We start from the raw sequence: 26,907 nt of genomic DNA on the forward strand, positions 1-26,907 counted from the left end.
CTTGAAGCAAGGCCGGGTATTCAGAGCACAGGAAATGGGGATCGAGGAATTTGACGGCCCATTGGGGCCGAATGCGGCCTACAGGTCAGCTATAGCACGAAGAACTAAGTGCCTGGGAAGCCGGAGGGACGAGCGAGCCGCAGGCTCGAAATTCTGGGCTGCCAGCCATGGGCTGGCACTACTGAAGCAGCCGGCCAGCGGCCGGCACTACCAATGGCCGTGCCGGCCAAACAAAAAGCCCCGACCGAGGCCGGGGCTTTTCATTACAACTGGTGCCGGAAATAGGAATCGAACCTACGACCTACGCATTACGAATGCGCCGCTCTACCAACTGAGCTATTCCGGCTGAGCAGGCGATTTTACGGTCGCCCCACCCCTGCGGTCAATCCGGTCGTGACGATTGCCGTCAAACGCCCACCCGCCCGGGCTCTCAACCCGCCGCCACCCGGTTGCCACACTCCCGCCCTGCCGCGAAATCGGCCAGGTTGCCCAGCGTGATCGCCGAGATCTCCTGCAGCGCCTCCACGGTGAAGAAGCCCTGGTGGCCGGTCACCAGCACGTTGGGGAAGGTCATCAACCGCTGGAAGGCCTCATCGTCGATGATCTCGCCGGACAGGTCCTGGAAGAACAGCGCGCTTTCCTGCTCGTAGACGTCGATGGCCAGGTGGCCGAGCCGGCGCGACTTCAGCGCGCGGATCACCGCATGGGTATCGACCAGGCCGCCACGCGAGGTGTTGACCAGCATCGCGCCGGGCTTCATCCGCGCCAGCGAGGCGTCGTCGATCAGGTGCTGGGTATCGGGGGTCAACGGGCAATGCAGCGAGACGATATCCGAGCGCGAGAGCAGCTCCTCCAGCTCCACCATCGCGCCGATCTCGGCGAACGCCGGCGAAGGATACGGATCGTGCCCCAGCACGGTGCAGCCCATGCCGCGGAAGATGCGCGCGGTGGCCAGCCCGATCTTGCCGGTACCGACGATGCCCACGGTTTTGCCATGCAGGGTGCGGCCGAGCAGGCCATCAAGCATGAAGTTGCCCTCGCGCACGCGGTTGTAGGCGCGATGGGTCTGCCGGTTGAGGGTCATCACCAGCGCCAGTGCGTGTTCGGCCACGGCTTCCGGCGAGTAGGCCGGCACGCGGGCGACGAACAGGCCGAGCGCGTTCGCAGCGGCCAGATCCACATTGTTGAAGCCGGCGCAGCGCAGCAGTACCGCGCGCACGCCCAGTGCATGCAGGGCCTGCAGCACCGGCGCATCGAGCCGGTCATTGACGAACACGCAGACGGCAGCGCAGTCCTGTGCCAGTGCGGCGGTGTGCACGTCCAGCGCGGCGTCGAAGTACACGAACTGGAACGGCTGCTCTGCCGCTTCGCGCGCGTTGGCTTCCTCGAGAAAGCGGCGATCGTAGGGACGGGCACTGAATACGGCGATGTGCATGGCAAGGTCTGCGCGGAAATCCGCCACGACCATAGCGCACCCGCAGACCGATGGGGATGGCACCGGCGGCGCGAAGGCCGCCGGTGCCGCTACTGCCTTAGAACGTATAGCCCAGGCCCAGCATCACGCCGTTCTGCAGCTGGCCGTCGCGACGCTCGCCCACGTAGTCGACCATCACCGACAGGCGATCACTGGCGCGGCTGGTCACGCCCAGGTTCCAGGCCAGCACCTGCTCGCCCACGGTCTGGCTGCTGGCACCGAACACCAGGTCCGGCGCAGCGGCGAAGCCGGTGCTGTAACGGGCCTGGGTGTCGCCCAGTTCCTTCTGCCAGACCACGCGCGCGCGCGGGGTGATGCGCTCGCCGTTGTTGCCTTCGAAGGTCTTGAACAACTGCAGGCCCGCGCCGACCCGGATGCTCTCCAGGCTGTCACCACGCCCCACCAGCGCGCCAGCACCCTGCCCTTCATTGAAACGGGTGGCCGAGGTGCGCGCGTAATCGACCACCGGCAGCAGCGGCTGGATCACCACACCCTTGGCGGTGGTGAACGAGAAGCCGTGCTCCAGGCGGGCCGAGATCGCATCGTTGTTGTACTTGGCACGCAGCGGGCCCTGCAGGCCGTCGATGCCCTCGATGCTGCGGCGGGTGTCGTGGCGCAGGTCGGTGTAGCGCACCGAGGCCGAGAGGTAGCCACGCGAGTAGGTGGCATCCAGGTAACCGCCCACATCCAGCGCGCGCACGTCGCCGGTGAAGCCGGAACCATCGCGGCCCTTGGTCGACATGTCCGCCGCGGCAACGCTGACGCCCAGCGTCACGCGGTCATCGGCCAGCTGCGTATCGGCACCCAGCACGATGCCGCCGACGGTATGGCTCAGGCCGGCCACGCCGCCTTCACCGTCGATGCGGCCGTGGCTGCCGAAGCCGCGGCCCCAGAGGCCGTAGTTGCGAGGTGCTTCGCCGCCGAAGTCGGTGTTGCCACCGCCCGCCCCCGCTGGCTCCACCAGGTGTATCGCCAGCTGGTTGAACAGGCTGCCATTGGCCATGCCGGGCTGTGCCGACGCCGCCTGCGCGGCCTGTGCCGCGAGGCCACCGGCGTCACCACTGCCGCTGCGTCGTGCGGCCTGGTGCTGCTGCACCACGCTGCCGATGCTGCCGACCAGCGCGTTGTCGGCCAGGCGCAGGCTGGCATGGCCATCACCGCGCAGTGCACCGGCCTGCTGTGCGATCACATCACGGTCCGCGAACTGCAGTGCACCCAGCAGCGGCTTCAGGCCGGCATCCTGGCGCTGGCCGGCCGTGGCCAGCGCACGGCCGAGACCGTCGTTGCCGTTGCTGCCGGTGAGCTGCGCGAGCTGGTCGAAACCGGGGTTCGCCGTCAGCGACAGGCCCTCGGCGGTCTGCTTGATGTTGAAGCTCAGCAACGAGTTGTGGCGTGGCCGGAACACCTCGCCATTGGTGATGCTGGCGGTATAGCCGGTGTCGCCCAGGCGCACCGCATCGGTGAAACCGCCCTGGTAGATCGGGCCGCTCACCAGTTCGCGCTGGTAGTTGCCGGCGTAGAAGCCCTGCGCCACGTTCAGTTCCAGGTGCGCGCCCGGCGAAATGACCAGTGCACCCTCGTTGGTGCCGCTGTCGTAGAAGTCGCCCACACGCAGGCGGCCACTGTTGGTGCCGCCCGCCTCGGTGACGTCGAACAGTACCTTGCCGCCCGGCATGATGTTGACGTAGCCGTGAGTGACCAGGTCACCACCACGCGGCATCAGGGCGCCGTACACGCGCAGGCGGTTGAAGCCATCCTCGCGGAACGAGGGGCCGGTGCCATCGAGCAGTGCGTTCGAGTCGGTGGCAACCGAGGCGATGTCGCCGTGGCCGACCACCATGCCGGCCGCCAGCACGCGCAGCTCCGGGGTGCGCAGGGCACCGCCTTCCAGGGCGATGGTGCCGTTCTCCACCAGCATGAAATCGGCGCCGGTGGTTTCGGCAGTGCGCCAGGTGCCGCCCTTGGCGACGCGGATCACGCCGGCCGAGTTGCCCAGCGTGGAGGCATCCAGCTCATCCAGGCGCAACTGGCCCAGCAGGAGCTGCCGTGTGCCCGGGTCGTTGAGGTAATCCTGCACTGACGCCGGGCCGATGCCGTTCGGGCCGGCGCTGGAGCGGTTGTAGATGTTCACCGCATAGTTGATGTACGTGGTGGCGAAGTCGGTATCGTTCCAGCGCGCGAAGTCGTCATCGACGAACGCCTGCAGCTGGCGAGCGGTGCGCAGGTAGCCCGGGTTGATGTCGCCGCTGACATTGCCGGTGACGGTCAGGGTGTCGCCCGGGTCGCGGTAGCCGGCGGCGGTGATGATGTTGTTGCTGTAGATGTCCTGCCCGGGGAAGGTTTCCAGCTTGCGGCCACTGCCATCGGGATCGAAGCTGACCGACGGGCCGGTGGTCCGGGCCGGATCGCGGAACACCAGCAGGCCGTTGGGCTGCACCACCTCGTACATGGCCTTGTGCAGCAGGCCGGCATCCATGCCGCCGCCGTAGTTGCCGGTGTAGATCTCGGTCATCCGCGGCGACGGCGTATAGATCACCTTGCCACTGTTGCTGGCGGCGTGGATCTGCACCGAGTCGACCAGCGGCAGGTCGCCGGCCAGGTAACGTTCGACGCCACCGGACTGCATGATCGAGCAGGACGAGATGCAGTGGCCGGACACGATGGTGTTCAGGCCGTTGCTGCGGATCACCCCCTGCAGCCACTCACCCGCGATCAGCGCGCCACCATTGGAGGTGCGCAGCACGACTTCGCGGATCGGACGGCCTTCGGCCTGCGCCTTGGCCAGCAACGCCGGCAATGCGACCACGTCGGCGACGGTGACACCGCCGCTGAGTACGACGCGATCGCCCTGCACGTGATAATTCATTGCCATGACGTCATCCATCTGGCCCAGGGTCGCGATACCCACCAGGCCTGCCAGGGCGATGCTCAACTTCGAATGCTTCATTGCGTTCTCTCTCTCCGCCCGCACCACGCGGGTCGAAAGCAGAACGCAGCAGCAGGGCGGACGCCCCCAGTCGGCGACGAGGAAAAAGATGAATGCATTCACAATGGAAATGCAGAAGAAACGTGGGCTTCCCCATCCGGTCACCGTCGCGTAAAACTCGATGACGCGTCCGTCATCGTCGTTCGAGGCCCTCCCCTGTCCGTGCCCTCCCCTTTGCTCCGTCCTGCGCCGGAACTGCCCGGGGTTCCGGATGTCTTCATCGCATTCGTACGCGAGGAACGCGCGCCGCTGTGTGCTTTCCTGCGCGCCCGCGGTGTCGGCCCCGAGGATGCCGAGGACATCGCCCAGGACTGCATGGAGCGCCTGATCCGCTACCGCGCGCACGACACCGAGGAGCTGCGGCTGCTGCTGTATCGCATTGCCCGCAACCGCCTGGCAGACCGCGGGCGCTCGCCGCAATCGCGTAACCACCTGTCGCTGACCGAGCGCGACGGCAACGAAGAAGCCGCCAGTGCTTCTCCTGATCCGCTGCGTCAGGCAGAATCCGGGCAGATGCTCGCCCTGTTGCGCCAGGCACTGTTCAAGCTTCCCGAACGTGCCCGCGAGGTGTACCTGCTCAACCGCATCACCGGGATGAGCTATACACAGATCGCCCGGCATTGCGGCATCACCGCCAAGACCGTGGAAAAACACATTGCCCGTGCATTGCAGGGCCTGCGCAAGGAGCTGGGCCCCGATCCTCTCCACAATGATGGAGACACCGAATGATCCGCAACGACAACAGGGATGACACGTTGCTTTTTGAACACGCAAGCGCCTGGGTAGCCCGGCTGGACGCCCCCGACTGCAGCCCCGAAGAGCGTCAATCCTTTGAGGACTGGCTGGCCGAGGATCCCGCGCATGTCAGCGCCTGGGTGCAGGCCGAGAAGCTGCACCAGCGCAGTGCCGGCCTGGCCGGCGACCCGTGGTTGCGCACCGCGGCTGCACGCACAGCACGCAGGCCGCAGCGGCGTTGGCTGCCGAGTGTCGCCGCCGCTGCCGGCGTCTGCCTCGCCGTTGGCCTGGGCTGGATGCTGTACACCGATGGCAACCCCACACCGCTGACCTATGCCAACGCCAGCCTGCTGCCGCAGCAGCGAACGCTGGCCGATGGCAGCATCGCCACGCTCGATGCCGGCACCACGCTCACCGCGCGCTTCGGCTGGCGCAAGCGCGAACTGGCGCTGGAACACGGTCGCATCCAGCTGCAGGTCGAACCATCATCGCGCTCGCTGCGGGTGCAGGCCGGCGGCAGTTCGATCCGCGATATCGGCACCACCTTCCAGGTGGAACGGCTGACTGACGGCCGGGTCGAGGTCGCGCTACTGGAAGGCGTGGTGGAAGTCACCAGTGGCAGCGCGCAGCACACGCTCTCGCCGGGCCAGCAGCTGCAGGTCCTGGCCTCCGGCAAGATCCAACCGGGCCCGCAGCTATCCTCGACCGCTGCCGCCGAGGCCTGGCCACAGGGCAAGCTGGTGTTCGACGGCACGCCCCTGGCCACCGTGGTCGAACGCATGAACCGCTATGGCAGCACGCCACTGGTGGTCGCCGACCCGGACATCGCCGACCTCGCGGTCAGCGGCACCTTCCGTGCAGGCGACGCGCACGAACTGCTTTCCGCCCTGGAACTGGGGTGGTCCATTGCTGGCCAGCCGCGCTCGGATGGCGCGCTGGAACTGCGCCGCACCTACTGAGGCGGCGGCCGATGCCGGCGCCGGGTGTGCTTCGTTGGGACGCGCTTCGGTGGGGCCTGCTGCAGGCCCTGCTGTGCGTTGTGCTGGTGCCGGGCGTGACGGCAACGGCGGCGTCAGCAGAAGCCGTCAGGCAGGTCGACTACCGGATCGCTCCCGGCGCCCTGCCGCCGGCCCTGCAGCAATGGGCGCGCCAGAGCGGCATCGCCCTGGTATTCGACGCGCGTGAGCTGACCGACCTGCGCAGCGGCGGCGTCGCCGGCTCGCTGGCGCCGGCCGCTGCGCTGAAGCAGCTCGTCGCCGGCATGCCGGTGAACATCCTGCAGACACCCAGCGGCGGATTCGTGGTGCGCCGGCATGCTGCGCCAGCCGACGTGGTCGCGCAGCCGGTACAGCGGCCACCGCCGCCGGCGCCACCGAAGCCGGTGCAGGTGGAGCTGGCGCCGATCCATGTCACCGGCAGCCGGTTGCCGCGCACCTCCGTGCAGACCACGCTCCCAGTAACGGTGATCGACCGCGAAGACATCCTGCGCAGCGGCTACGGCACGTTGTTCGACCTGTTGCGCCACCTGCCCGGCATGAACGGCCACCCGCCCCTGAGCACCTCGCGCAGTGGCGATTCGCTGTACCTGCCGGTCGGCGCAGCGGCCACCACCAGCCTGGATGGCATGGGCCCGCGCGCGACCCTGTTCCTGGTCAATGGCCGGCGCCTGCCGCGCTATCCAATGGTCTCGCTGGAAGAAGGCGGGCTGACCGATCTGGGTGGCATTCCGCTCAGCTTCGTCGAGCGCATCGAACTGGTGCGTGGCGGCGCGTCGGCCATCTACGGCGCCGATGCGATGTCCGGCGTGGTCAACATCATCCTGCGTGACCAGGCCGAGGGGCCGGAAGCTACGCTGCAGTCGGGTGTCAGCAGCCGTGGCGACGGCGATCAGTACCGGCTGCAGGCGGCAACGGGTGGCGTGCGCGAAGGTGGCGACCGCTGGTTCGCCGGCGTCGACCTGCATCGCCTGCAGCATGTGGCCGGTGACCAGCGCGACTGGCATGCGGAAACCTCGCTGTACCCGATCGGGCTGATCCTGGGCAACGGCGATTACTACCCGGCCACGCAGTGCCATCCGCCGCTGCAGCGCGAAGACGACGGCTGCTGGTTCGACAACGCCCGCCCGCGCTCGCTGCAGCCGGCATCGGAAACGCTGTCCGGCTACCTGCGCTATCGCCACGAGCGCGGTGACGGACGCTACGCCTATGTGGAAGCACGCGCCAGCCACAACCGCCAGCGTTTTGAACTGGGCCCGACCGCCGTCGCCCTCAATTTCAGCCGTGGCGCGATCCTCAATGTGGTCCTGCAGGAAGGCGGCGAAGTGCGCCCGCGCGTGCATGCCACTGAAGGCGACGTCAGTTTCGGCATGGGCCGCGAGCGCACCGGCCGCAGCTGGGATGCCGGCCTCAGCGCGCAGCGCAGCCAGGTGGACCTGCGCACCGAAGGCACCGTGCGCAGCGAGCGCCTGCTGGAGGCCGCACGCACGCTGGATTTCCTGCCCGGTTTTTCCACCCTGCCGCCGGGGCTGGCAGACGAGCTGTTTCCGGCCATCCACAACCGCGGTCGTACCGAACAGTGGCAGGGCTGGTGGGGCATGCAGCGCACCCTGATGACACTGCCAGGCGGTGCGGCACAGCTGGCCACCGGTATCGACCTGCGCCGCGAGCGCTGGACGTCGCTGCCCGATCCGCTGCTGGGCAAGGGTGAGCTGGCCCTGGGCCTGCCGCTGGAGCAGCGCCGGCTGACCCGGCAAAGCAACGCCGCCTACGCCGAACTGGGCCTGCCGTTGGCGCCGACGCTGCGCCTGGACGTGGCTGCGCGGCTGGACCGCGATGGCAGTGACACCGCATTCTCGCCGCGTGCCGGCCTGCGCTGGAGTCCGAGCCCGCACTGGTCGTTCCTGCTGGCCAGTGGCCGCGGCTACCGCGCGCCCAGCATCTTCGAGCGGCGGCGACCGCCGGGCTACTTCGGCCTGTATCCCCTGCCCGCATCGGCTTCCCTGCCGCCGTGCGCGCGCCCGCTGCGCGGTGGCGGCTGCGCGGTGGAAGTAGAGGTGGTGGAGAACGATGCACTGAAAGCGGAGACCTCGCGCAGCCACTCGCTGGCTGCCAGCTGGACACCGAGCGATGCGTTCTCGCTGTCACTGACCCACAACATCGTCGAACTGCGCAACGAGATCCTTGCCCTGCAACCCAGCGATGCGCTGTGGAATCCCGGTACCTGGGAGCTGGATGAGCAGGGCCGCCTGCGTGATCTTCGCCTGTCATTCGACAACATCGGCCGCACCACCTCACGCAACTGGGTACTGCGTGGCGAGTACCGGGTGGATGCCGGCCGCAACGGGCAATGGCTGTTCTCGCTGGATGCGTTGAAGCAGCAGGAACTGCGTCGTGATCGCAGCCATGGCGAATCGGTGGACCTGCGCGGGCATGCCACGCCGGCGAACGCGGGCATTCTCAACGTGCAGTGGCAGAACCCTTCCTGGGACATCGCCCTGCGTGGCAACCGCGTCGGCCGCACCCGCGCATGGCTGGCCGGTGAAGCATGCACGCAGGAGCAGCATGACCAGCGCCGCTGCATGAACCCCGCGCAGCTGCGCTGGAACCTGCACCTGGCGCGCCGGCTGAGCCCACGCGTGATTGCCGCTCTGGACGTGCACAACCTGCTCGATACGCGGCCGGTGAACTACCTTGTCGGCAGCGGCGGGCAGATGGCCGGACTGGACGATCCGCTGGGGCGCTACTTCCTGCTGACCCTGCAATTCCGCTGAGCGTAGTACCCTACGCCGCCTGTTCCACGGCGTCGAAGGCGAGTCATGAAAGCCTACCTCTGGTTCCTGGGCGCGCTCATGTTGTTCTTCGCGCTGCCCTTCCCCTGCCTGCTCTATTACGGCACCAGCTGGCCGATGGACCTGGGCGACCGCAGCGCGCCATGGTTGGCGCTTGGCCTGCTGGCGACGTCGCTGGCGCTGTGGCTGGTGCTGCTGTACGCCTTCCTGCATTACCTGCTGCTGGCGCCACCGCGCGCACTGCAACGCGTACGCAGCATCCTCGCCAACGGCGAGCCACGCAGCGCGCGCATCGAGCAGGCCGAACAGACTGGCGTGCAGGTGCGCGGCTTCGCGCAGTGGCGGCTGCAACTGGCCTTCGACAACCTGTCCGGCACGCCGATCACCGAAACGCTGGTCGTGGTCGACAGCAAGCCACAGCTGCAGCGTTTTGCCGTGGACAGACAGCTGGATGTGCTGCTCAGCCGCACGCCGGGCACCCCACCCAACCTGATGCTGGAAGGAGCGCAGCCGGAACTGGACCGCGCCAGCCTGTGGCGCCGCGCGATCGGCGGCCTGGTCGGCATCGTCGTGGTCGCTGCTGCGTACGTCATGGCCTACCGCCTGCAGAGCGATGGCATGGGTTGGACGTTCCTCGGATTCGGTCACCCACTGCTGATCTGCCCACTGGTCCTGTGCAGCTACCTGATCGGCCTGCGCCTGCTGGCGCGCCTGCTGGCCGGCACGCTGCAGATCGACGCGCGCGGCGAAGCGCTCAAGTACCGCGGTATCGCTGCCGAAGCGCGGGTACTCGATGTGCGCCAGACCGGTACCTACGTCAACGAACAACCGCAGGTGGAGTTCCAGCTGGAATATCTCGACCGCGAGGGCAACGTGCAGCAGGCCAGCGTGCGCCGCTTCGTTGCGCTGCTTGACCTGGCCAACATTCCTCGCGGGCAGGTCGACATTCTGTACGACCCGGATGATCGCCGCAGCGTGCGCATGGAGGACGCGTGAAGCGGCCCGTGTCCACACCGCTGGTGTTCGCCGGCGTGGTGCTGGCCCTGGCCGGCGTCGCCACGGCGGGCGGTGCACTACAGACCGTTGATGCGACCCTGCGCGGCGCCGCATCGACCGCGCCTGCGGATGCAACTCAGCAACATCCTTGGGAACAACCGTTGCGTACGGCGGCCATCGCCACGCCACGGGCAGCTTTCGAACCGATGCGCGTGCCCGGGCGGGCACGGCCCAACCTGCTGCTCGACAGCGAGCGCCTGCAGGCTGCAAGGCAGGCGCTGGAAGCGATGCCCGGACTGGCCGGCGAACGCCTGGTCGTTTTCCACAGCATCCACTTCCATGACGACGGTCGCATCGACATCGACCTGGTCGACCCACAGCAGCCGGGCCATGTGGATGCTTACCACTACCAACGCGGGCAGTGGCGCAAGGGCGACGCGGTGAATCCGCAGCAGTTCGCACCCACCATCACCCTGCGCCGCAGCAGCACCGCACTGGCCAACATCGATTTCGATGCCGTGCCACGGGTGACGCAGGCCCTGCAGGAGCAGCGCAATGCCCTGATGCGTACGCCGGCCCAGGTCGGCCATGTGTATGTGGTCATCCGCAAGGGCGGCAAGCTGGTGTGGTTGCCGGATGAAGTGGCGGGCGACCGCCAGACCGTGCGCCTGCGCTACGACGCCAAGGGCAACCTGCAGTAGAAAAAGGGGACGGAGGGGATCAGGTCGCAAGTGGCGCGACGATGGCCAAAGCGACTTGATCCCCTCCGTCCCCTTTTCTGCTATCGCACCGAGCGGGCGATGGCGTACTGCGCGGCGTAGTACGTGGACAGCACCAGCAGGCTGGCCAACGGCAGGCCACCGCCAAAACGATCCCACGCCAGCAACGAATCGCTGGCCACGAACAGCAATGCGCCGGAGGCGGCCCAACGCGCGCTGCCTGCTTCCAACGCATCGGCGTGCGGCCGCTTCCAGTAACGCGCCAGCGCCAGCACTGCCATGGCAGCCAGTACCACGACGTAGGCCAGCACCGGAAGGCGCATCGGCAGCGGCAGATGCGGCCACAGGCCGGCGACGTTGATCGAAGCGAATGCGGCAAGCAGCACGAACGCTGCGAGCAATCCGCGACCTGCGCGCAGGCCGGCACGGAACGCAGCGATGTAGCACAGATGCGCCAGCAGGAAGGCAACCAGCCCCGGCACGAACGCGTCGATCGGCAGCATCAGCGCGATATCGCCCACGCAGGACAACAGCATGCCGGCCAGCACCGCGCGCCGGTAGAACGCATCCGCTACCGGCCGCGCCTGCCAGGCGATGGCGGCGATCAGCAGCGTGGTCGCCGGCTTGGCCAACCAGTGCAGCCAACGCCCGTCGCCGTCCAGGTAGGCGCCGACGATGGCCAGCACGGCCACCACCAGGATCAGCCCATCGCGCGTACGCAGGCTCATCGCGCCTTCCACAGCTCTGCAAGGCGATCCGGGCGGCCGCTGATGCGTTCCAGCACCGGATACTGCAGGCCGCCGTGGTAGTCGATCTTCATCGTATCGATGCGGTCGAACTGTTTGACCAGCAGTGTGATCGGCGCCTTGTCAGTGGCCGCCGCAGCCACCGCGTCCTTCAAGCGCTGGCTGCTGTATTCGCGACCACCAACGGCGATCACCTTCATGCCCGGCGCCAGGCCGGCATTGAACGCCGGGCTGTCCCAGACCACATCACCGACCACGCCGCTGTCGAGTACCGTCGCTCCCAGCGAATAGGCCAGCAGCGCCGCCTTCGCGCGCTTTTCCTGTGCCTTGTAGGCCTCGTTTGGCGCATCGCGGTAGACCAGCTTCCAGCCCGCCAGTTCCAGGCCGCCGGTCAGCGATCCGTGCCCGTCCAGGCGCTGGCGCAGAAAGCTGGCCCAGTCGTACGGCGCGATGCCGTTCAAGGTCGCCACCACGTCGTCGAAGGTGTACGGATTGACGTCCCAATCGCCGTTGCCGACGCCAAAAAACGCACGCGCGAAATCATCCAGGCTGCGACGGTTGCCGGTCAGCCCCCGCAGCTTGCCCTCTACCTCCAGCCACAGCATCTGCCCGCCGGAGTAGTAGTCCTCGCTCATCTGGTAGTTGCGGTACGGCAACGTGCGGCGCTGGGCGATGGTCGGGTCGTTGGTGGTGTCCTGCAGCGGACGCCAAGCCAGGCCCGGGCGCCCGCGGTCATAGGTTGCCGCCACGTTCGCGAGCATGTCGCGCGCCTGCTCGATGGTCCACAGCCCGGAACGCGCGGCCAGCACCTGGCCCCAGAACTGGGTCTGGCCTTCGTACACCCACAGCAGGCTGTCGCCCATCGGCGTGTTGAAGTTGGCCGTGGCCAGATCGGCACCGCGACGGTACTTGCCGTTCCACGAGTGGGTGTACTCATGCGGCAGCAGGTCGCGCATCCACGCGTTGCTGTCCCACTCCGTGAAATAGCCCGGGTCGGCGCTGTTTTCGCTGGAGCGATGGTGCTCCAGCCCGATGCCGCCGAGGCGATCAGTCAGGGCAAGCAGGAATTCGTAGTGATCGTAGTGACGCGCGCCGTACAGTTTGTCGGCCTGCTGCACCAGCGCACGATGCACCTTCAGCTGCGCATCGGTTGGCTTCAGTGATTTGGCATCGTCGGCGAACACGTTCAGGTGCACCGGTGCCTTCGCGCCGGGATCGAGGTCGATGCGCTGGTGATGCTCGCCGGCAAACAGCGGCGAGTCGACCAGGTGGTCATAGGAAATCGGCTTGAACACCACGGTGTCGCCATCGCGGCGCGCGGTCTCCAGCGCGGTGGCATAGGCCCAGCCCTTGGGCAGCGTCACGCTGGCCTGCGCCTGCAGGTTGCGCGCGTCCACGCCGGCCGGATACAGCGAATTGGCATTCCACTGCAGGTTGAGCATTTCCGGGGTCATCACCACCCGGCCCTGGCTTCCACCCTGCGAAGACAGGAAATCGAAGTGGGCGACGATCTCGCTCACACCCGCCGGCACCTCCACCTTGAACGCGTATACGTTGAACTGGTCGCGCTGCCAGGCCAACGGCTTGCCGTTGGCGGTCACCCGCAGGCCGGCGAGCTTGTCGATGGGGCCAGTGGGCGAATGGTTGCCGGGAATCCACTGCGGGTACAGCAGGGTCAGCGGACCGGGCTTGGCTGGCACGGTGGCGGTGACCTTGAAGATGCGCCGGGCCAGGTCGCGCGCGTCGACATCGATGCGCAGCAGGCCCGGGGCGGCGGCATCACCCGGTGGCGGGGTCTGCGCCAGCGCGGGCGTGGCCGCCAGCGCGAACAGCACGGACATCACCAGGGCACGGGTTTTCATCGGCAGGTTCCAGCAGCAGAGGATTCCTCGATGCTAGGCCTGTGAGGTGCCGAGCCCCATGGCCGAAGGTCATGGTTGCCAGTGCACCGACCTGATGCGGCAAAGCCTGATCGGAGCATTGGCGAAGACTGACAGCATCCACGCATGGCGTGGATCTACTGGAAAGCGGAGGAGTACCGGGTAGATCCACGCCATGCGTGGATGACCTGCATCCCGAAGCCGTGCGAACCAAGGTTCGCACCCACCAGATGCGCCATCGCAATAAACCGGGAGACCCATTGGTAGATCCACGCCATGCGTGGATGACCTGCATCCCGAAGCCGTGCGAACCAAGGTTCACACCCACCAGATGCGCCATCGCAATAAACCGGCAGGCCCATCGGTAGATCCACGCCATGCGTGGATGAAGCTCTTCCCGGTCAGTCGACCAGGCGCAGGCGCAGTTCCTTCGGCAGCGCGAACACCATCGATTCCGGCTCGCCGTCCAGCTCACCGATACCGGAAGCCCCCAGCTCGGCCAGACGCGCCAGCACGCCATCGACCAGCACCTGCGGTGCCGAGGCACCAGCGGTCACGCCAATGTGCTGCTTGCCCACCACCCAGGCCGGGTCGATCTCGTGCGCACCGTCGATCAGGTAGCTCTCCACGCCTTCACGGCGGGCCAGCTCACTCAGTCGGTTGGAATTGGAGCTGTTCGGCGAACCGACCACCAGCACCAGGTCGCAGCGCTTGGCCAGGTCGCGCACAGCGTCCTGGCGGTTCTGCGTGGCGTAGCAGATGTCGTCGTTCTTCGGCCCCTGCATCGCCGGGAAGCGCTCGCGCAGCGCATCGATGATGCCACGCGTGTCGTCCACCGACAGCGTGGTCTGGGTGGTGTACGCGAAGTTTTCCGGCTGGTTGATCTGCAGCGTGGCCACCTGCTCCACGTCCTCGACCAGGTAGATCTGGCCGGTGCCCGCTTCGCGGTTCCACTGGCCCATCGTGCCCTCCACTTCCGGGTGACCGGCATGGCCGATCAGCACCACGTCACGGCCGGCGCGGCAGTGGCGGGCGACTTCGAAATGGACCTTGGTCACCAGCGGACAGGTGGCGTCGAACACCTTGAGGCCACGACGCTCGGCTTCCTGGCGCACGGCCTGGGAAACGCCATGGGCGCTGAAGATGACGGTGTTGTTGTCCGGCACTTCGTCGAGTTCTTCGACGAAGATCGCGCCGCGCTGCTTCAGGTCGTCGACCACGAAGCGGTTGTGCACCACTTCATGGCGGACATAGATGGGCGCGCCGAGCGTTTCGATCGCGCGCTTGACGATCTCGATCGCACGATCGACACCGGCACAGAAACCACGCGGGTTGGCGAGCAGCACATCCATCAGTTCAGTCTCCCGGCAGCGGCCGGCTTACGGTTTCGGGTTGGCATTATCCGCCTTTTTGGCGGACTTGCCGTCGAACAGGCCAAACAGGGCGATGCCGATGGCACCCACCACGATGGCCGAATCGGCAATGTTGAACGACGGCCAGACATGCTCGCCGACGTACCACTGGATGAAATCCACCACGTGACCATGCACCTGGCGGTCGATCACGTTGCCGATCGCACCGCCGATGATCAGCGCGTACGGCACGGCAGCCTTCCAGTTGCCACGGGCAGTCGCACGCAGCCACCAGGCCATCAGGCCGCTGATGGCGATCGCCAGCACGGTGAAGAAGTGCTTCTGCCAGCCACCGGCATCGCTCAGGAAGCTGAACGCTGCACCGGTGTTGTAGGTGCGGTACCAGTTCCAGAAGCCGTCGATGACCACCACCGGCTGGAACTCCGGCAGGCTCGACAGCACCCAGGCCTTCGACCACTGGTCCAGGCCGATGATGACTGCCGACAGCAGCAGCCAGACCAGTGCGTTCGGATGCGGGCGCGGGGCGGCCATCAGAACCAGCTCCGCACTTCGCCGGCACCGGCGATGTTGGTCACGCAGCGGCCACACAGTTCCGGGTGGTCGGCATTGCTGCCAACGTCGGCACGGTGGTGCCAGCAGCGCACGCACTTGGACTTCTGCGTCGGCTGGGCGCTGACGAACACCTCGTCGGTGGTCGCCGGGCGCACCTGCACGTCACCGCTGATGAACAGGAAACGCAGTTCATCGGCCAGCGGCTGCCAGCGCGCGGCCTGCTCTTCGCTGGCGGCGATGGTGATTTCCGCTTCCAGCGCGGCACCGATCGCACCATTGGCGCGCATCGGCTCCAGCACCTTGGCCACCTGTTCGCGCACGGCCAGCAGCTGGTCGAAGTCAGCGGCGTTGAGCTGGGCATCATCCGGCAGCGGTGCCAGGCCCTCGTACCAGGTGGTGAACAGCACGTGGCCGGCACGGTCGCCCGGTAGGTAACCCCACAGCTCGTCGGCGGTGAAGGTCAGGATCGGCGCCACCCAGCGGGTGAACGCTTCGGCGATGTGGTACATCGCGCTCTGCGCCGAACGACGACCATCCGAATCGGTCGGCATCGTGTACAGGCGGTCCTTGGTCACGTCCAGGTACAGCGAGCCCAGGTCCACGCTGCAGAAGTTCAGCAGCAGCTGCACGATCTCGGCCATGTCGTAGTTGTCATACGCCGCCTTGATCTTCTCCTGCAGCTCCCAGGCGCGGTGCACGATCCAGCGGTCCAGCGCGACCATCTCGTTGAGCGGGCGCAGGTGCTGGGCCGGATCGAAACCATCCAGGTTGCCCAGCAGGAAGCGGGCGGTGTTGCGCAGGCGGCGGTAGGCGTCGGCGGTGCGCTTGAGGATTTCCTGCGACAGCGACATCTCGTTGCTGTAGTCGGCCGACGCAATCCACAGGCGCAGGATGTCTGCGCCCAGCTTGTTCATGATTTCCTGCGGCTCGATGCCGTTGCCCAGCGACTTGGACATCTTGCGGCCGTGCTCGTCCACGGTGAAACCGTGGGTGAGGCACTGCTTGTACGGCGCGCGCTTGTCGATGGCCACGCCGGTCAGCAGCGAGGACTGGAACCAGCCGCGATGCTGGTCGGAGCCTTCCAGGTACAGGTCGGCCGGCTTGCCGAAGCCACGCGCGGCCAACACCGCTTCATGGGTCACACCGGAATCGAACCAGACATCGAGGATGTCGGTGACCTTCTCGTAGTCGGCCGCTTCAGCGCCCAGCAGTTCAGCCGCATCCAGCGAGTACCACACGTCGATGCCTTCGGCTTCAACGCGGTCGGCCACCTGCTGCATCAGCTCCACCGAACGCGGGTGGATCTCGCCGGTCTGGCGGTGGGTGAACAGTGCGATCGGCACGCCCCAGGTGCGCTGGCGCGAGATCGTCCAGTCCGGGCGGCCGTCGACCATGCTCTGGATGCGCGCCTTGCCCCAGCTCGGGAACCAGCCGACGGTGTCGATGGCGGCCAGCGCATCGTTGCGCAGGTTGGCCTTGTCCATCGAGATGAACCACTGCGGGGTGGCGCGGAACACCACCGGCGTCTTGTGCCGCCAGCAGTGCGGGTAGCTGTGGCGGATCTCGACGAAGGCCAGCAGTGCGCCGCTGTCGCGCAGCACCTGCACGATCGCCTCCTGCGCCTTCCACAGGTGCTGGCCCGCCAGCACCACGTCGCCGGCCGGCGGGGTCGATTCCAGGTACACGCCACGGCCGTCGATCGGCGTGATCTGACCGGCGTTGTACTTGTCCAGCAGGCCGTATTTCTGGCTGACAACGTAGTCTTCCTGGCCGTGGCCGGGCGCGGTGTGCACCGCACCGGTACCGTCCTCGTCGGACACGTGTTCGCCGTTGAGCACGAGAATCTCGCGCTCCGGGTAGAACGGGTGCGCCAGCAGCTGGTTTTCCAGCGCCGAACCTTCGGCTTCACCGTGCAGCACCACCGCGTCCACGCCGTAGCGCTGCAGCGAGCGCTCGGCCAGCGCAGCAGCCAGCACCAGCCAACGGCGCTTGCCGTTGTGCGCCGGGCCTTCGGCCAGCACGTAGCGGATGTCCGCGCCCAGCGACACCGCCAGCGAAGCCGGCAGCGTCCACGGGGTGGTGGTCCAGATCGGCACCGCCACTTCGACATCGGCCGGCAGGCTGACGCCGAACGCCTGCGCCACCGCCTGCGCATCACGCGCGGTGTAGGCCACGTCGATCGCCGGCGAGGTCTTCTCGTGGTACTCGATCTCGGCCTCGGCCAGTGCCGAGCCGCAGTCGAAGCACCAGTAGACCGGCTTGGCGCCACGCAACAGATGGCCGTTGGCCACGATCTTGGACAGCGCACGGATCTCATTGGCCTCGAAATCGAAGCTCAGGGTCTTGTACGGGTTGTCCCAGTCGCCGGTGACGCCCAGGCGCTTGAAGTCGGCACGCTGGATGTCGATCTGTTCTTCGGCGAACTCGCGGCACTTCTGCCGGAACTCGACCGCATCGAGCTTCACCCCGACCTTGCCCCACTTCTTTTCCACCGCGATTTCGATCGGCAGGCCATGGCAGTCCCAGCCCGGCACGTAGGGCGCATCGAAGCCAGCCAGGTAGCGCGACTTGACGATGACGTCCTTGAGGATCTTGTTGACCGCGTGGCCCAGGTGGATGCGCGCATTGGCGTACGGCGGACCGTCATGCAGCACGAACAGCGGGCGGCCGGCGGCGTTGTCGCGCAGCTGCTGGTAGAGCCCCTGCTCTTCCCAGCGCGCCAGAATGCCCGGCTCGCGCTTGGGCAGGTCGCCGCGCATCGGGAATTCGGTGGCCGGCAGGTTGAGGGTGGTCTTGTAGTCCTGGCTCACGCAGTGGCTCGCAATCTATGTTCGGAAAGGATGGCACGCGCCTGTTCGGCGTCGCGGTGCATCTGGTCGGTCAGCGCCGCCAGATCATTGAATTTCTCTTCATCGCGCAGCTTGGCGACGAATTCCACTTCGATGTGACGCCCGTACAGGTCGCCCTGGAAATCGAACAGGTGCGCTTCCAGCAGCGGCTCCACGCCGTCCACGGTCGGCCGGGTACCGAAACTGGACACCGACGGCCACGGCTGGTCGAACACCCCGTGCACCCAGGTCGCGTAGATGCCCGACAACGCCGGGGTCTTCGGGAACCGCAGGTTGGCGGTGGGGAAGCCCAGCGTACGGCCGAGCTGACGCCCGCGCACCACCCGCCCGCTGATCGAGTAGGGACGCCCCAGCAGGTCGCCGACGCGGGCGAAGTCGCCTTCCTGCAGCAGCTGGCGGATCCGGGTGCTGGAGATGCGATCACCGTGCAGGTCGACCGCTTCGATTTCGCCGGCGCTGAAACCGAGCTCGGCACCCAGCGCCTGCAGCAGGGCCAGATCGCCACGGCGGCGGTTGCCGAAACAGAACTCCGGCCCGATCCAGACCTCGCGGGCGTTCAGGCGCTGGGCCAGCAGCTGGCGCACGAAGGTTTCGGCCGGCATCGCCGCCATCGCCGCGTCGAAGCGCAGCAGGCCGATCGCATCGACGCCCAGTTCGTGCAGGATCTCGACCTTGCTGCGGGCCAGGGTCAGCCGCGGCGGCGGCGTGCCCTGGGCAAAGAACTCACGCGGCAGGGGCTCGAAGGCCACCGCCACCGCAGCCACACCCAAGGCGCGCGCACGCGCGACCGCGTGCCGCACCAGCGCACGATGGCCCAGGTGGAGGCCGTCGAATGCACCGATGCAGACCACGCTTCCGTTGGGGAACAGCTCCCCGCCCTCGACGCTTCTGAACAGCCTGCTCATCAACTCTCGTTCCGGCCGGCCCAAGCCCGCCGTTTCAATGGTGTAACCCTGAAGTATAGCCGCCGGGAGCCACGATCAATGCCCGCGCAGGTCGCGCGGACGGAAGCCCATCGCCACCATTGCCAGCAGATAGGTCAGCCCGCCACCGCCGACCAGCAGGCCGAGGGCACCGATCCGTTCCCACACGCCCATCGACGAGAAGCCCGGCAGCCAGTACAGCAGGGCCAGCAGCACGCCGACCATCGCCGTGCACGCCACCAGCAGCCGCAGCAGGTAACCGCCCCAGCCCGGCCGGCGCTGGTAGACATCGGTCTTGCCCAGCCAGTACCAGAGCAGGCCCAGGTTCAGGTAACTGGACAGCGCGCTGGCAATGCCCAGCGCCAGGTGCAGGCCGGGTTGCTTGCCGATGGCGGCCATCACGCCCTGCGCCTTCAGCTCGTCCGGCACCATCACCTGGTACAGCACCGCCAGCAGGGCGAAGTTGAACACCATGTTGGCCACCAGCGCGGCCACACCGGCACGCACCGGGGTCTTGGTGTCCTGACGGGCGTAGAAGGCCGGCAGCACCACCTTCAGCAGGGCGAACGCCGGCAGGCCGAAACTCAGGCCGTACACCGACAGTGCGGTCATGCGGGTATCGAAGGCGCTGAACTGGCCGTGCTGGAAGATGGTCGCGATCAGCGGTTCGGCCAGCAGCAGCAGGCCCAGCATGGCCGGCACCGAAATCAGCAGGGTCATGCGCAGCCCCCAGTCCAGCGAGCGCGAGAAACCCTCGCGATCGGTGCTCACGTGGTGGCGGGCCAGTGCCGGCAGGATCACCGTGCCCAGCGCCACGCCGAACACACCCAGCGGCAGCTCCAGGAAGCGATCGGCCAGCGACAGCCAGGACTGCGAACCATCGGTCAGCTTGGCGGCGATGACGGTATCCAGCAGCAGGTTGATCTGCGCCACTGACGAGCCAAACAGGGTCGGCACCATCAGCGTCATCACCTTGCGCACGCCCGGATGGTTCCAGCCCCAGCGCGGCAGGGTCAGCAGGTCGATACCCTTCAACGAAGGCAACTGGAACAGCAGCTGCAACAGGCCGGCGGCCAGCACGGCCCAGCCGAGGGCGAGGATCTGCTTTTCCGGTGTGCCCCCCAGCCGCGGCGCCAGCCACAGCGCGCCGGCGATCATGCACAGGTTGAGGATGACCGGGGTCAGCGCCGGCATCGCGAAGCGCTGGAAACTGTTCAGCGCGCCGCCGGCCAGGGCGGTCAGCGAGACGAACAGCAGGAACGGGAAGGTCAGGCGGAACAGGTCGATCAGCAGGCCCTGCTTGGCAGGGTCGGTGTCGACGCCACTGGCGAAGACCGACGCCAGTTGCGGCGCGAAGATCAGCGCCAGTGCGGTGACCAGCATCAGCACGCCGCCCAGGGTGCCGGCGGTGCGGGCCATCAATTCACGCAGCTCGGCGTGGCTGCGGGTCTCCTTCACCTCGGTGAACACCGGCACGAATGCGGTGGCAAAGGAGCCCTCGGCGAACAGCCGGCGCAGGAAATTGGGTATCCTGAAGGCGACCCAGAAAGCATCGGTGATGGCGTTGGTGCCGAAGGTCGAGGTCACCACCTGGTCCCGGACCAGGCCGAGAACCCGCGAGACCATGGTCATGCTGCTGAACGACAGCAGGCCCCGCAACATCTTGGGTGAACTCACTCAACGTCCCTCTTGACAATCGACTTGACGTACATTTCTTACGCCATCATACTAGCTAGCTTGCTGTTCCCATAACACCGATTTTTCAGGAAACCACCACCGTGGCCAATATCAAGTCCGCCAAGAAGCGCGCCAAGCAGACCGTCGTGCGCAACGCGCGCAACGTGGCTCAGCGCTCGATGCTGCGCACCGCTGTCAAGAAAGTGATCAAGGCGCTGGACGCCAACGATGCCGCCGGCGCTCAAGCCGCCTTCGCCGTTGCCCAGCCGATCCTGGATCGTTTCAGCGCGCGTGGCCTGATCCACAAGAACAAGGCTGCTCGCCACAAGAGCCGCCTGAACGACCGCATCAAGGCCCTCCAGGCCGCCTGATCCGGTTGGTTGCTGGAGCCCCGGCTCCGGCAGCACGCAAAAGCCCGGCTTCGGCCGGGTTTTTTGTTGCCTGCAGTTTCCGCTTCTGTAGAGCCAAGCCCATGCTCGGCTGGCCGCGCGAACAGCAGCCGAGCATGGGCTCGGCTTTACAGAAGAGCGGCACCCACAAAAAACCCGGCCGAAGCCGGGTTTTTTCGCGGGAACCACAACAGGCATTACTGCGCGTTGCGGGCCGCCTCGAGCTCGTCTTCCTTCTGGCGATCGAAGAACGCCATGATCCGGCTCATGATCGGGAACGTGCCCTCACGACCCAGTGCGGACACCAGGAACCACGGCTCCTTCCAGCCCAGCTCGGCCACGATCTTCTCGGCGGCGGCCTTGGCCTCGTCCTCGAACATCAGGTCAGCCTTGTTCAGCACCAGCCAGCGCGGCTTGGCCAGCAGCTCCGGATCGTGCTTTTCCAGTTCGCGCTCGATGGCACGCACCTGCTCGACCGGGGAAACCCCTTCCACACCACCCTCCATCGGCGAGATGTCGACGAGGTGCAGCAGCAGGCGGGTGCGCTGCAGATGGCGCAGGAACTGCGCGCCCAGGCCGGCACCGTCGGCCGCACCTTCGATCAGGCCCGGAATGTCGGCGATCACGAAGCTGCGGTAGTTTTCCACCTTCACCACACCCAGGTTCGGGTACAGCGTGGTGAACGGGTAATCGGCCACCTTCGGCGTCGCCGCCGAGACGGCGCGGATCAGGGTGCTCTTGCCGGCATTGGGGAAGCCCAGCAGACCGACGTCGGCCAGCAGCTTCAACTCCAGCTTCAGCGTGCGCTCTTCACCCGGCTCGCCCGGCAGCGCCTGGCGCGGCGAGCGGTTGGTGGAGCTCTTGAAATGCATGTTGCCGAGGCCGCCGCGGCCACCCTTGGCCACCAGCAGGCGGTCGCCATGCTGGGTCAGGTCGCCGATGATTTCATCGGTGGCCACGTTGATGATCACGGTGCCGACCGGCACGGTGATGACCATGTCTTCGCCACCCTTGCCATAGGCCTGGCGGCCCATGCCGTTCTCGCCGCGCTGCGCCTTGAAGATGCGGTCATGGCGGAAGTCGACCAGGGTGTTGAGGTTTTCGTCGGCGCGGATCCACACGCTGCCGCCCGCACCGCCGTCGCCGCCGTCCGGGCCGCCGAGCGGAATGAACTTCTCGCGACGGAAGCCAATGCAGCCGTTGCCGCCGTTGCCGGCGAACACTTCGATTTCTGCTTCGTCTACCAGTTTCATTGTTTCGATGCCTGCGATGGGCGCGGCATGCACGCCGCCACCTTGATGTAGTGCCGGCCGCTGGCCGACAACCGGGCGATGCCCGTTTTACCATTGATTCCAACGAAAAGCCCCGCCGAAGCGGGGCTCTTCATGCAGCGAGCTCTTCATCCAGCACGGCCATGCCGAGGCATGGGCGCCGGACGCAGCCTTATCAGGCTTCGACCGAGACGACGCTGACGGTGCGACGCTTCTTCGGGCCCTTCACGGTGAACTCCACCTTGCCGTCCGTCAGGGCGAACAGGGTGTGGTCACGACCGAGGCCGACGCCGGAACCCGGGTGGAACTGGGTGCCGCGCTGACGCACGATGATGTTGCCGGCTTCGATGGCCTGGCCACCGAAGATCTTGACGCCGAGGTACTTCGGGTTGGAGTCGCGACCGTTGCGCGAAGAGCCTACGCCTTTTTTATGTGCCATGACCTATCTCCTTACTTGCTGCCACCGGCAATGCCGGTGATCTCGATTTCGGTGTAGTACTGACGGTGACCCTGGCGCTTCATGTGGTGCTTACGGCGACGGAACTTGATGATCCGGACCTTGTCGGCACGCCCCTGGGACAGGACGGTGGCAGTGACCGCAGCGCCGCTCAGGGCGTCGCCGATCTTGATGCCATCGCTGTCGCCGAGCAGCAGGATGTTGTCGAACTTGATCTCGCTGCCGACTTCGACTTCGAGCTTTTCAATGCGGAGCTTTTCGCCCTGCGCCACGCGGTATTGCTTACCGCCGGTGACCAGTACTGCGTACATGACCAGACTTCCTCTGTAGTTATTGTGGTCTATGGACTGCCGCCGTCGAGGGCGGACAGGAGCGGAATTGTACGTGGACCACCGCGGACGGGTCAAGTCAACCCCTGGGCGGGGCCTGCGGGGACCTGTCCCCCGCCCTCAGTAGAGCCGAGCCATGCTCGGCTGAACGGTTCGGGGTCCGGCCAGCCGAGCGTGGCTCGGCTCTACTGGCCGTCTCACGAGGTGAGACACCGGGCTGGCATTGTCGCCCATTGCCCCCATCTGGTCACCTCGGTAGGCTGACCGATTGCCGCCCTATCGCTGGCCCGGCGGCCCAGCCACGCCCCCACAACCGGATTCCCCATGGCGATGGATTTCATCCGCATCCGCGGCGCGCGGACGCACAACCTCAAGAACATCGACCTCGACCTGCCCCGCGACAAACTGATCGTGATCACCGGCCTGTCCGGCTCGGGCAAGTCGTCGCTGGCGTTCGACACCATCTATGCCGAGGGCCAGCGGCGTTACGTCGAGTCCCTGTCGGCGTATGCGCGGCAGTTCCTGAGCGTGATGGAAAAGCCGGACCTGGACCATATCGAAGGCCTGTCCCCGGCGATCTCGATCGAGCAGAAGTCGACCTCGCACAACCCGCGCTCGACGGTCGGCACGATCACCGAGATCTACGACTACCTGCGCCTGCTGTACGCACGTGTCGGCACGCCGCGCTGCCCCGACCACGGCTATCCGCTGGAAGCGCAGACGGTCAGCCAGATGGTCGACCACATGCTGACGCTGGACCCGGAACAGCGCTACATGCTGCTGGCGCCGGTGATCCGCGACCGCAAGGGCGAGCACGCACAGGTATTCGACCAGCTGCGCGCGCAGGGTTTCGTGCGTGTGCGCGTCGATGGCGAGCTGTACGAAATCGATGCGGTGCCGCCGCTGGCGCTGCGCCAGAAGCACACCATCGAGGCGGTGATCGATCGCTTCCGCCCGCGCGAAGACATCAAGCAGCGCCTGGCCGAGAGCTTCGAAACGGCCTTGAAGCTGGGTGATGGCATGGCGTCGGTGCAGTCGCTGGACGACGCCGGTGCGACCCCTACCCTGTTCTCGTCCAAGTATTCCTGCCCGGTCTGCGACTACTCGCTGCCCGAACTGGAGCCGCGCCTGTTCTCGTTCAACGCACCGATGGGCGCCTGCCCCGGTTGCGATGGGCTGGGCATGGCCGAGTTCTTCGATCCCTCGCGCGTGGTGGTGCATCCCGAGCTGTCGCTGGCTGCCGGTGCCGTGCGCGGCTGGGATCGCCGCAATGCCTATTACTTCCAGCTGATCGCCTCGCTGGCCAAGCACTACAAGTTCGACACCGACGCGGCGTGGAACTCGCTGCCGGCCAAGGTGCAGCAGGCCGTGCTGTATGGCAGCGGCGAGGAAGCGATCACCTTCACCTACTTCACCGAGGCCGGTGGCCGCACCCAGCGCAAGCATCGCTTCGAAGGCATCATTCCCAACCTCGAACGCCGCTACAAGGAAACCGAGTCGGCGGCGGTGCAGGAAGAGCTTGGCAAGTACATCAGCGAGCATGCCTGTCCCGAGTGCAACGGCGCACGCCTGAACAAGGCCGCGCGCAAAGTGTTCGTGGCCGATCGCCCGCTGCCGGAACTGGTGGTGCTGCCGATCGATGAAGCGCTGAAGTTCTTCAGCGAACTGAGCCTGCCGGGCTGGCGCGGCGAGATCGCTGCGAAGATCGTCAAGGAGATCGGTGAGCGTCTCGGCTTCCTGGTCGATGTGGGCCTGGATTACCTGACCCTGGAGCGCAAGGCCGACACCCTGTCCGGTGGCGAGGCGCAGCGCATCCGCCTGGCCAGCCAGATCGGTGCCGGCCTGGTGGGCGTGATGTACGTGCTCGATGAGCCGTCCATCGGCCTGCACCAGCGCGACAACGAGCGCCTGCTGGGCACCCTCACCCGCCTGCGCGACCTCGGCAACACGGTGATCGTGGTTGAGCATGACGAAGATGCGATCCGCCTGGCCGACTACGTGCTGGACATCGGGCCGGGCGCGGGCGTGCATGGCGGCGAGATCGTCGGCCAGGGCAGCCTGCAGGACCTCCTTGATGCACCGCGTTCGCTGACCGGCCAGTACCTGTCGGGCAAGCGCGCGATCAAGATCCCGGCGCGCCGGCACAAGCCGAACCCGAAGATGACCCTGCATCTGCGTGGTGCCACCGGCAACAACCTGAAGGGCGTGGACCTGGCCATTCCGGCGGGGCTGCTGACCTGCGTGACCGGCGTGTCCGGTTCGGGCAAGTCGACCCTGATCAACGACACCCTGTTCTCGCTGGCTGCCAACGAGATCAACGGCGCCTCGCACCCGATCGCGCCGTACAAGGAGATCGATGGCCTGGACCTGTTCGACAAGGTGGTGGACATCGACCAGTCGCCGATCGGCCGCACCCCGCGTTCGAACCCGGCCACCTATACCGGCCTGTTCACTCCCCTGCGCGAACTGTTCGCACAGGTGCCCGAATCGCGTGCGCGCGGGTATTCGCCGGGCCGCTTCAGTTTCAACGTGCGTGGTGGCCGCTGCGAGGCCTGCCAGGGCGATGGCCTGATCAAGGTCGAGATGCACTTCCTGCCGGACGTGTACGTGCCCTGCGACGTCTGCCATGGCAAGCGCTACAACCGCGAAACGCTGGAGATCCTGTACAAGGGCTTCAACATCAACGACGTGCTGGAAATGACCGTCGAAGATGCGTTGAAGCTGTTCGAGCCGGTACCGTCCATCGCCCGCAAGCTGGAAACCCTGGTCGATGTCGGCCTGAGCTACATCAAGCTGGGCCAGAGCGCGACCACGCTGTCCGGTGGTGAAGCGCAGCGCGTGAAGCTGTCCAAGGAGCTGTCGCGCCGCGATACCGGCCGCACCCTGTACATCCTCGACGAGCCGACCACCGGCCTGCACTTCCACGACATCGAGGCACTGCTCGGCGTGCTGCACAAGCTGCGCGACGAGGGCAACACGGTGGTGGTGATCGAGCACAACCTGGACGTGATCAAGACTGCCGACTGGATCGTCGATCTGGGTCCGGAAGGCGGTCATCGCGGTGGCACCATCCTGGTGACCGGCACGCCGGAAGACGTGGCCGCATGCCCGGATTCGTACACCGGCCAGTTCCTCGCCCGGATGCTGCCGTCCACTGCTGCGCGACCGGACCAGCCCGCCGCCGTGGCCAACAAGCCCGATGCGCGCCCGCCGCGCAAGGTGAAGCCCGAGAAGCCGGCCAAGAAGGCCGCCGCCGCCAAGAGCACCGGCAAGGCCAGCAAGACCGCCACGGCCGGCACCAAGAAGAAGAAGGACGCCTGATGAGCAGCGAACACAAGATCCTGGCCCGCATTCCGATCAGCGTGCGCTGGCGTGACATGGACAGCATGGGCCACGTCAACAACGCCAAGTACATCTCCTACCTGGAAGAGGCGCGCGTGCGCTGGATGCTGGGCGTGGAAGGCGTGTCGATGACCGACCGCATCGCACCGGTGGTGGCTGCCACCAACGTCAACTACCGGTTGCCGATCGTGTGGCCCAACGACATCCTGGTCGAGCTGTTCGTCGAGCGCCTGGGCAACAGCAGCGTGACCATCGGTCATCGCATCGTCGACCAGCAGGATGAGTCGAAGCTGTATTCGGACGGCAACGTGGTGGTGGTGTGGATGGACACGCAGACCGGCAAGAGCGCGCCACTGCCTGAGGCGATCCGCAACGCGTCGAGCTGACACATCTGGTAGATGCCGACCTTGGTCGGCACCGGC

The 26,907-nt window shown here is 66.6% G+C and carries 21 protein-coding genes and 1 tRNA gene; 8 read left to right on the forward strand and 14 right to left on the reverse strand.

From position 1 onward, the window contains the following. Positions 1–270: 270 nt before the first annotated feature. The 3 genes from AC13GI_RS07785 to AC13GI_RS07795 form a co-directional block, all read right to left on the reverse strand. A tRNA-Thr gene (locus tag AC13GI_RS07785) sits at positions 271–346 on the reverse strand. Between the two features lie 84 nt (positions 347–430). Beyond that, positions 431–1,435, reverse strand: coding sequence for a 2-hydroxyacid dehydrogenase (locus AC13GI_RS07790; protein ID WP_380655058.1), 1,005 nt, complete (start codon positions 1,433–1,435; stop codon positions 431–433). Between the two features lie 97 nt (positions 1,436–1,532). Then, positions 1,533–4,421: an autotransporter domain-containing protein gene (locus tag AC13GI_RS07795; protein ID WP_482995186.1), complete on the reverse strand. Its 2,889-nt coding sequence runs from the start codon at positions 4,419–4,421 to the stop codon at positions 1,533–1,535. A 213-nt stretch (positions 4,422–4,634) separates the two neighbouring features. Here AC13GI_RS07795 and AC13GI_RS07800 point away from each other — a divergent pair, with 213 nt between their 5' ends. The 5 genes from AC13GI_RS07800 to AC13GI_RS07820 all read left to right on the forward strand — a co-directional run bounded on the left by AC13GI_RS07800 (position 4,635) and on the right by AC13GI_RS07820 (position 10,679). Then, complete coding sequence (locus tag AC13GI_RS07800; protein WP_236512618.1) at positions 4,635–5,189, forward strand: RNA polymerase sigma factor; 555 nt, start codon at positions 4,635–4,637, stop codon at positions 5,187–5,189. Beyond that, positions 5,186–6,154 (forward strand): FecR family protein, encoded by a 969-nt coding sequence (locus AC13GI_RS07805; protein WP_380655051.1) that lies wholly within the window; start codon positions 5,186–5,188, stop codon positions 6,152–6,154. The genes AC13GI_RS07800 and AC13GI_RS07805 overlap by 4 nt, the downstream gene beginning before the upstream one ends. A gap of 95 nt (positions 6,155–6,249) precedes the next feature. Further along, positions 6,250–8,964, forward strand: a complete 2,715-nt coding sequence (locus AC13GI_RS07810; RefSeq protein WP_380655161.1) for a TonB-dependent receptor domain-containing protein — start codon at positions 6,250–6,252, stop codon at positions 8,962–8,964. A gap of 45 nt (positions 8,965–9,009) precedes the next feature. Then, the gene (locus AC13GI_RS07815) at positions 9,010–9,978 is read left to right on the forward strand and encodes a hypothetical protein (protein ID WP_482995185.1); all 969 of its coding nucleotides are present in this window, start codon (positions 9,010–9,012) and stop codon (positions 9,976–9,978) included. Continuing rightward, the gene (locus AC13GI_RS07820) at positions 9,975–10,679 is read left to right on the forward strand and encodes a hypothetical protein (protein ID WP_482995184.1); all 705 of its coding nucleotides are present in this window, start codon (positions 9,975–9,977) and stop codon (positions 10,677–10,679) included. Before AC13GI_RS07815 ends, AC13GI_RS07820 begins: the two co-directional genes overlap by 4 nt. A gap of 80 nt (positions 10,680–10,759) precedes the next feature. Here the strand turns inward: AC13GI_RS07820 and AC13GI_RS07825 are convergent, their stop codons facing one another. From AC13GI_RS07825 to murJ, 7 genes are all read right to left on the reverse strand, one after another. Beyond that, positions 10,760–11,425 carry a lysoplasmalogenase gene (locus AC13GI_RS07825; RefSeq protein WP_380655042.1) on the reverse strand — a complete coding sequence of 222 codons (666 nt, stop codon included), beginning with the start codon at positions 11,423–11,425 and terminating at the stop codon, positions 10,760–10,762. Next, positions 11,422–13,305: a M61 family metallopeptidase gene (locus tag AC13GI_RS07830; RefSeq protein ID WP_482995183.1), complete on the reverse strand. Its 1,884-nt coding sequence runs from the start codon at positions 13,303–13,305 to the stop codon at positions 11,422–11,424. Before AC13GI_RS07830 ends, AC13GI_RS07825 begins: the two co-directional genes overlap by 4 nt. A gap of 419 nt (positions 13,306–13,724) precedes the next feature. Further along, positions 13,725–14,675, reverse strand: coding sequence for a 4-hydroxy-3-methylbut-2-enyl diphosphate reductase (gene ispH, locus AC13GI_RS07835; protein ID WP_099821031.1), 951 nt, complete (start codon positions 14,673–14,675; stop codon positions 13,725–13,727). A 27-nt stretch (positions 14,676–14,702) separates the two neighbouring features. Then, positions 14,703–15,227 (reverse strand): signal peptidase II, encoded by a 525-nt coding sequence (gene lspA, locus AC13GI_RS07840; protein ID WP_099821030.1) that lies wholly within the window; start codon positions 15,225–15,227, stop codon positions 14,703–14,705. Further along, the gene (ileS, locus tag AC13GI_RS07845; RefSeq protein ID WP_482995182.1) at positions 15,227–18,058 is read right to left on the reverse strand and encodes an isoleucine--tRNA ligase; all 2,832 of its coding nucleotides are present in this window, start codon (positions 18,056–18,058) and stop codon (positions 15,227–15,229) included. Before ileS ends, lspA begins: the two co-directional genes overlap by 1 nt. Beyond that, a complete protein-coding gene (locus AC13GI_RS07850) occupies positions 18,055–19,002 on the reverse strand; it encodes a bifunctional riboflavin kinase/FAD synthetase (RefSeq protein ID WP_025873849.1) in 948 nt (315 codons plus the stop codon). Before AC13GI_RS07850 ends, ileS begins: the two co-directional genes overlap by 4 nt. 75 nt (positions 19,003–19,077) lie before the next feature. Beyond that, positions 19,078–20,682, reverse strand: coding sequence for a murein biosynthesis integral membrane protein MurJ (gene murJ, locus AC13GI_RS07855; protein WP_482995379.1), 1,605 nt, complete (start codon positions 20,680–20,682; stop codon positions 19,078–19,080). Positions 20,683–20,798: 116 nt separating this feature from the next. Between murJ and rpsT the strand changes: the two genes are divergently transcribed. Then, complete coding sequence (rpsT, locus tag AC13GI_RS07860; protein WP_025873851.1) at positions 20,799–21,068, forward strand: 30S ribosomal protein S20; 270 nt, start codon at positions 20,799–20,801, stop codon at positions 21,066–21,068. Between the two features lie 215 nt (positions 21,069–21,283). On the opposite strand, the gene obgE is transcribed toward rpsT, so the two are convergent. The 4 genes from obgE to rplU are packed head-to-tail and all read right to left on the reverse strand — an operon-like array spanning position 21,284 to position 23,125. Next, a complete protein-coding gene (obgE, locus tag AC13GI_RS07865; RefSeq protein WP_025873852.1) occupies positions 21,284–22,339 on the reverse strand; it encodes a GTPase ObgE in 1,056 nt (351 codons plus the stop codon). Then, positions 22,336–22,473, reverse strand: coding sequence for a hypothetical protein (locus tag AC13GI_RS07870; RefSeq protein WP_157804331.1), 138 nt, complete (start codon positions 22,471–22,473; stop codon positions 22,336–22,338). The genes obgE and AC13GI_RS07870 overlap by 4 nt, the downstream gene beginning before the upstream one ends. A 59-nt stretch (positions 22,474–22,532) precedes the next feature. After that, positions 22,533–22,796 carry a 50S ribosomal protein L27 gene (gene rpmA / locus AC13GI_RS07875; protein ID WP_089239574.1) on the reverse strand — a complete coding sequence of 88 codons (264 nt, stop codon included), beginning with the start codon at positions 22,794–22,796 and terminating at the stop codon, positions 22,533–22,535. A gap of 11 nt (positions 22,797–22,807) precedes the next feature. Continuing rightward, the gene (gene rplU / locus AC13GI_RS07880) at positions 22,808–23,125 is read right to left on the reverse strand and encodes a 50S ribosomal protein L21 (protein WP_004148331.1); all 318 of its coding nucleotides are present in this window, start codon (positions 23,123–23,125) and stop codon (positions 22,808–22,810) included. 342 nt (positions 23,126–23,467) lie between these two features. On the opposite strand from rplU, the gene uvrA reads away from it, so the two are divergent. Continuing rightward, positions 23,468–26,464: an excinuclease ABC subunit UvrA gene (gene uvrA / locus AC13GI_RS07885; RefSeq protein ID WP_482995181.1), complete on the forward strand. Its 2,997-nt coding sequence runs from the start codon at positions 23,468–23,470 to the stop codon at positions 26,462–26,464. Beyond that, a complete protein-coding gene (locus AC13GI_RS07890; RefSeq protein ID WP_380655020.1) occupies positions 26,464–26,871 on the forward strand; it encodes an acyl-CoA thioesterase in 408 nt (135 codons plus the stop codon). The genes uvrA and AC13GI_RS07890 overlap by 1 nt, the downstream gene beginning before the upstream one ends. The last annotated feature ends 36 nt before the right edge of the window (positions 26,872–26,907 follow it).

It is taken from the genome of Stenotrophomonas sp. 82F1 (genome assembly GCF_056861525.1).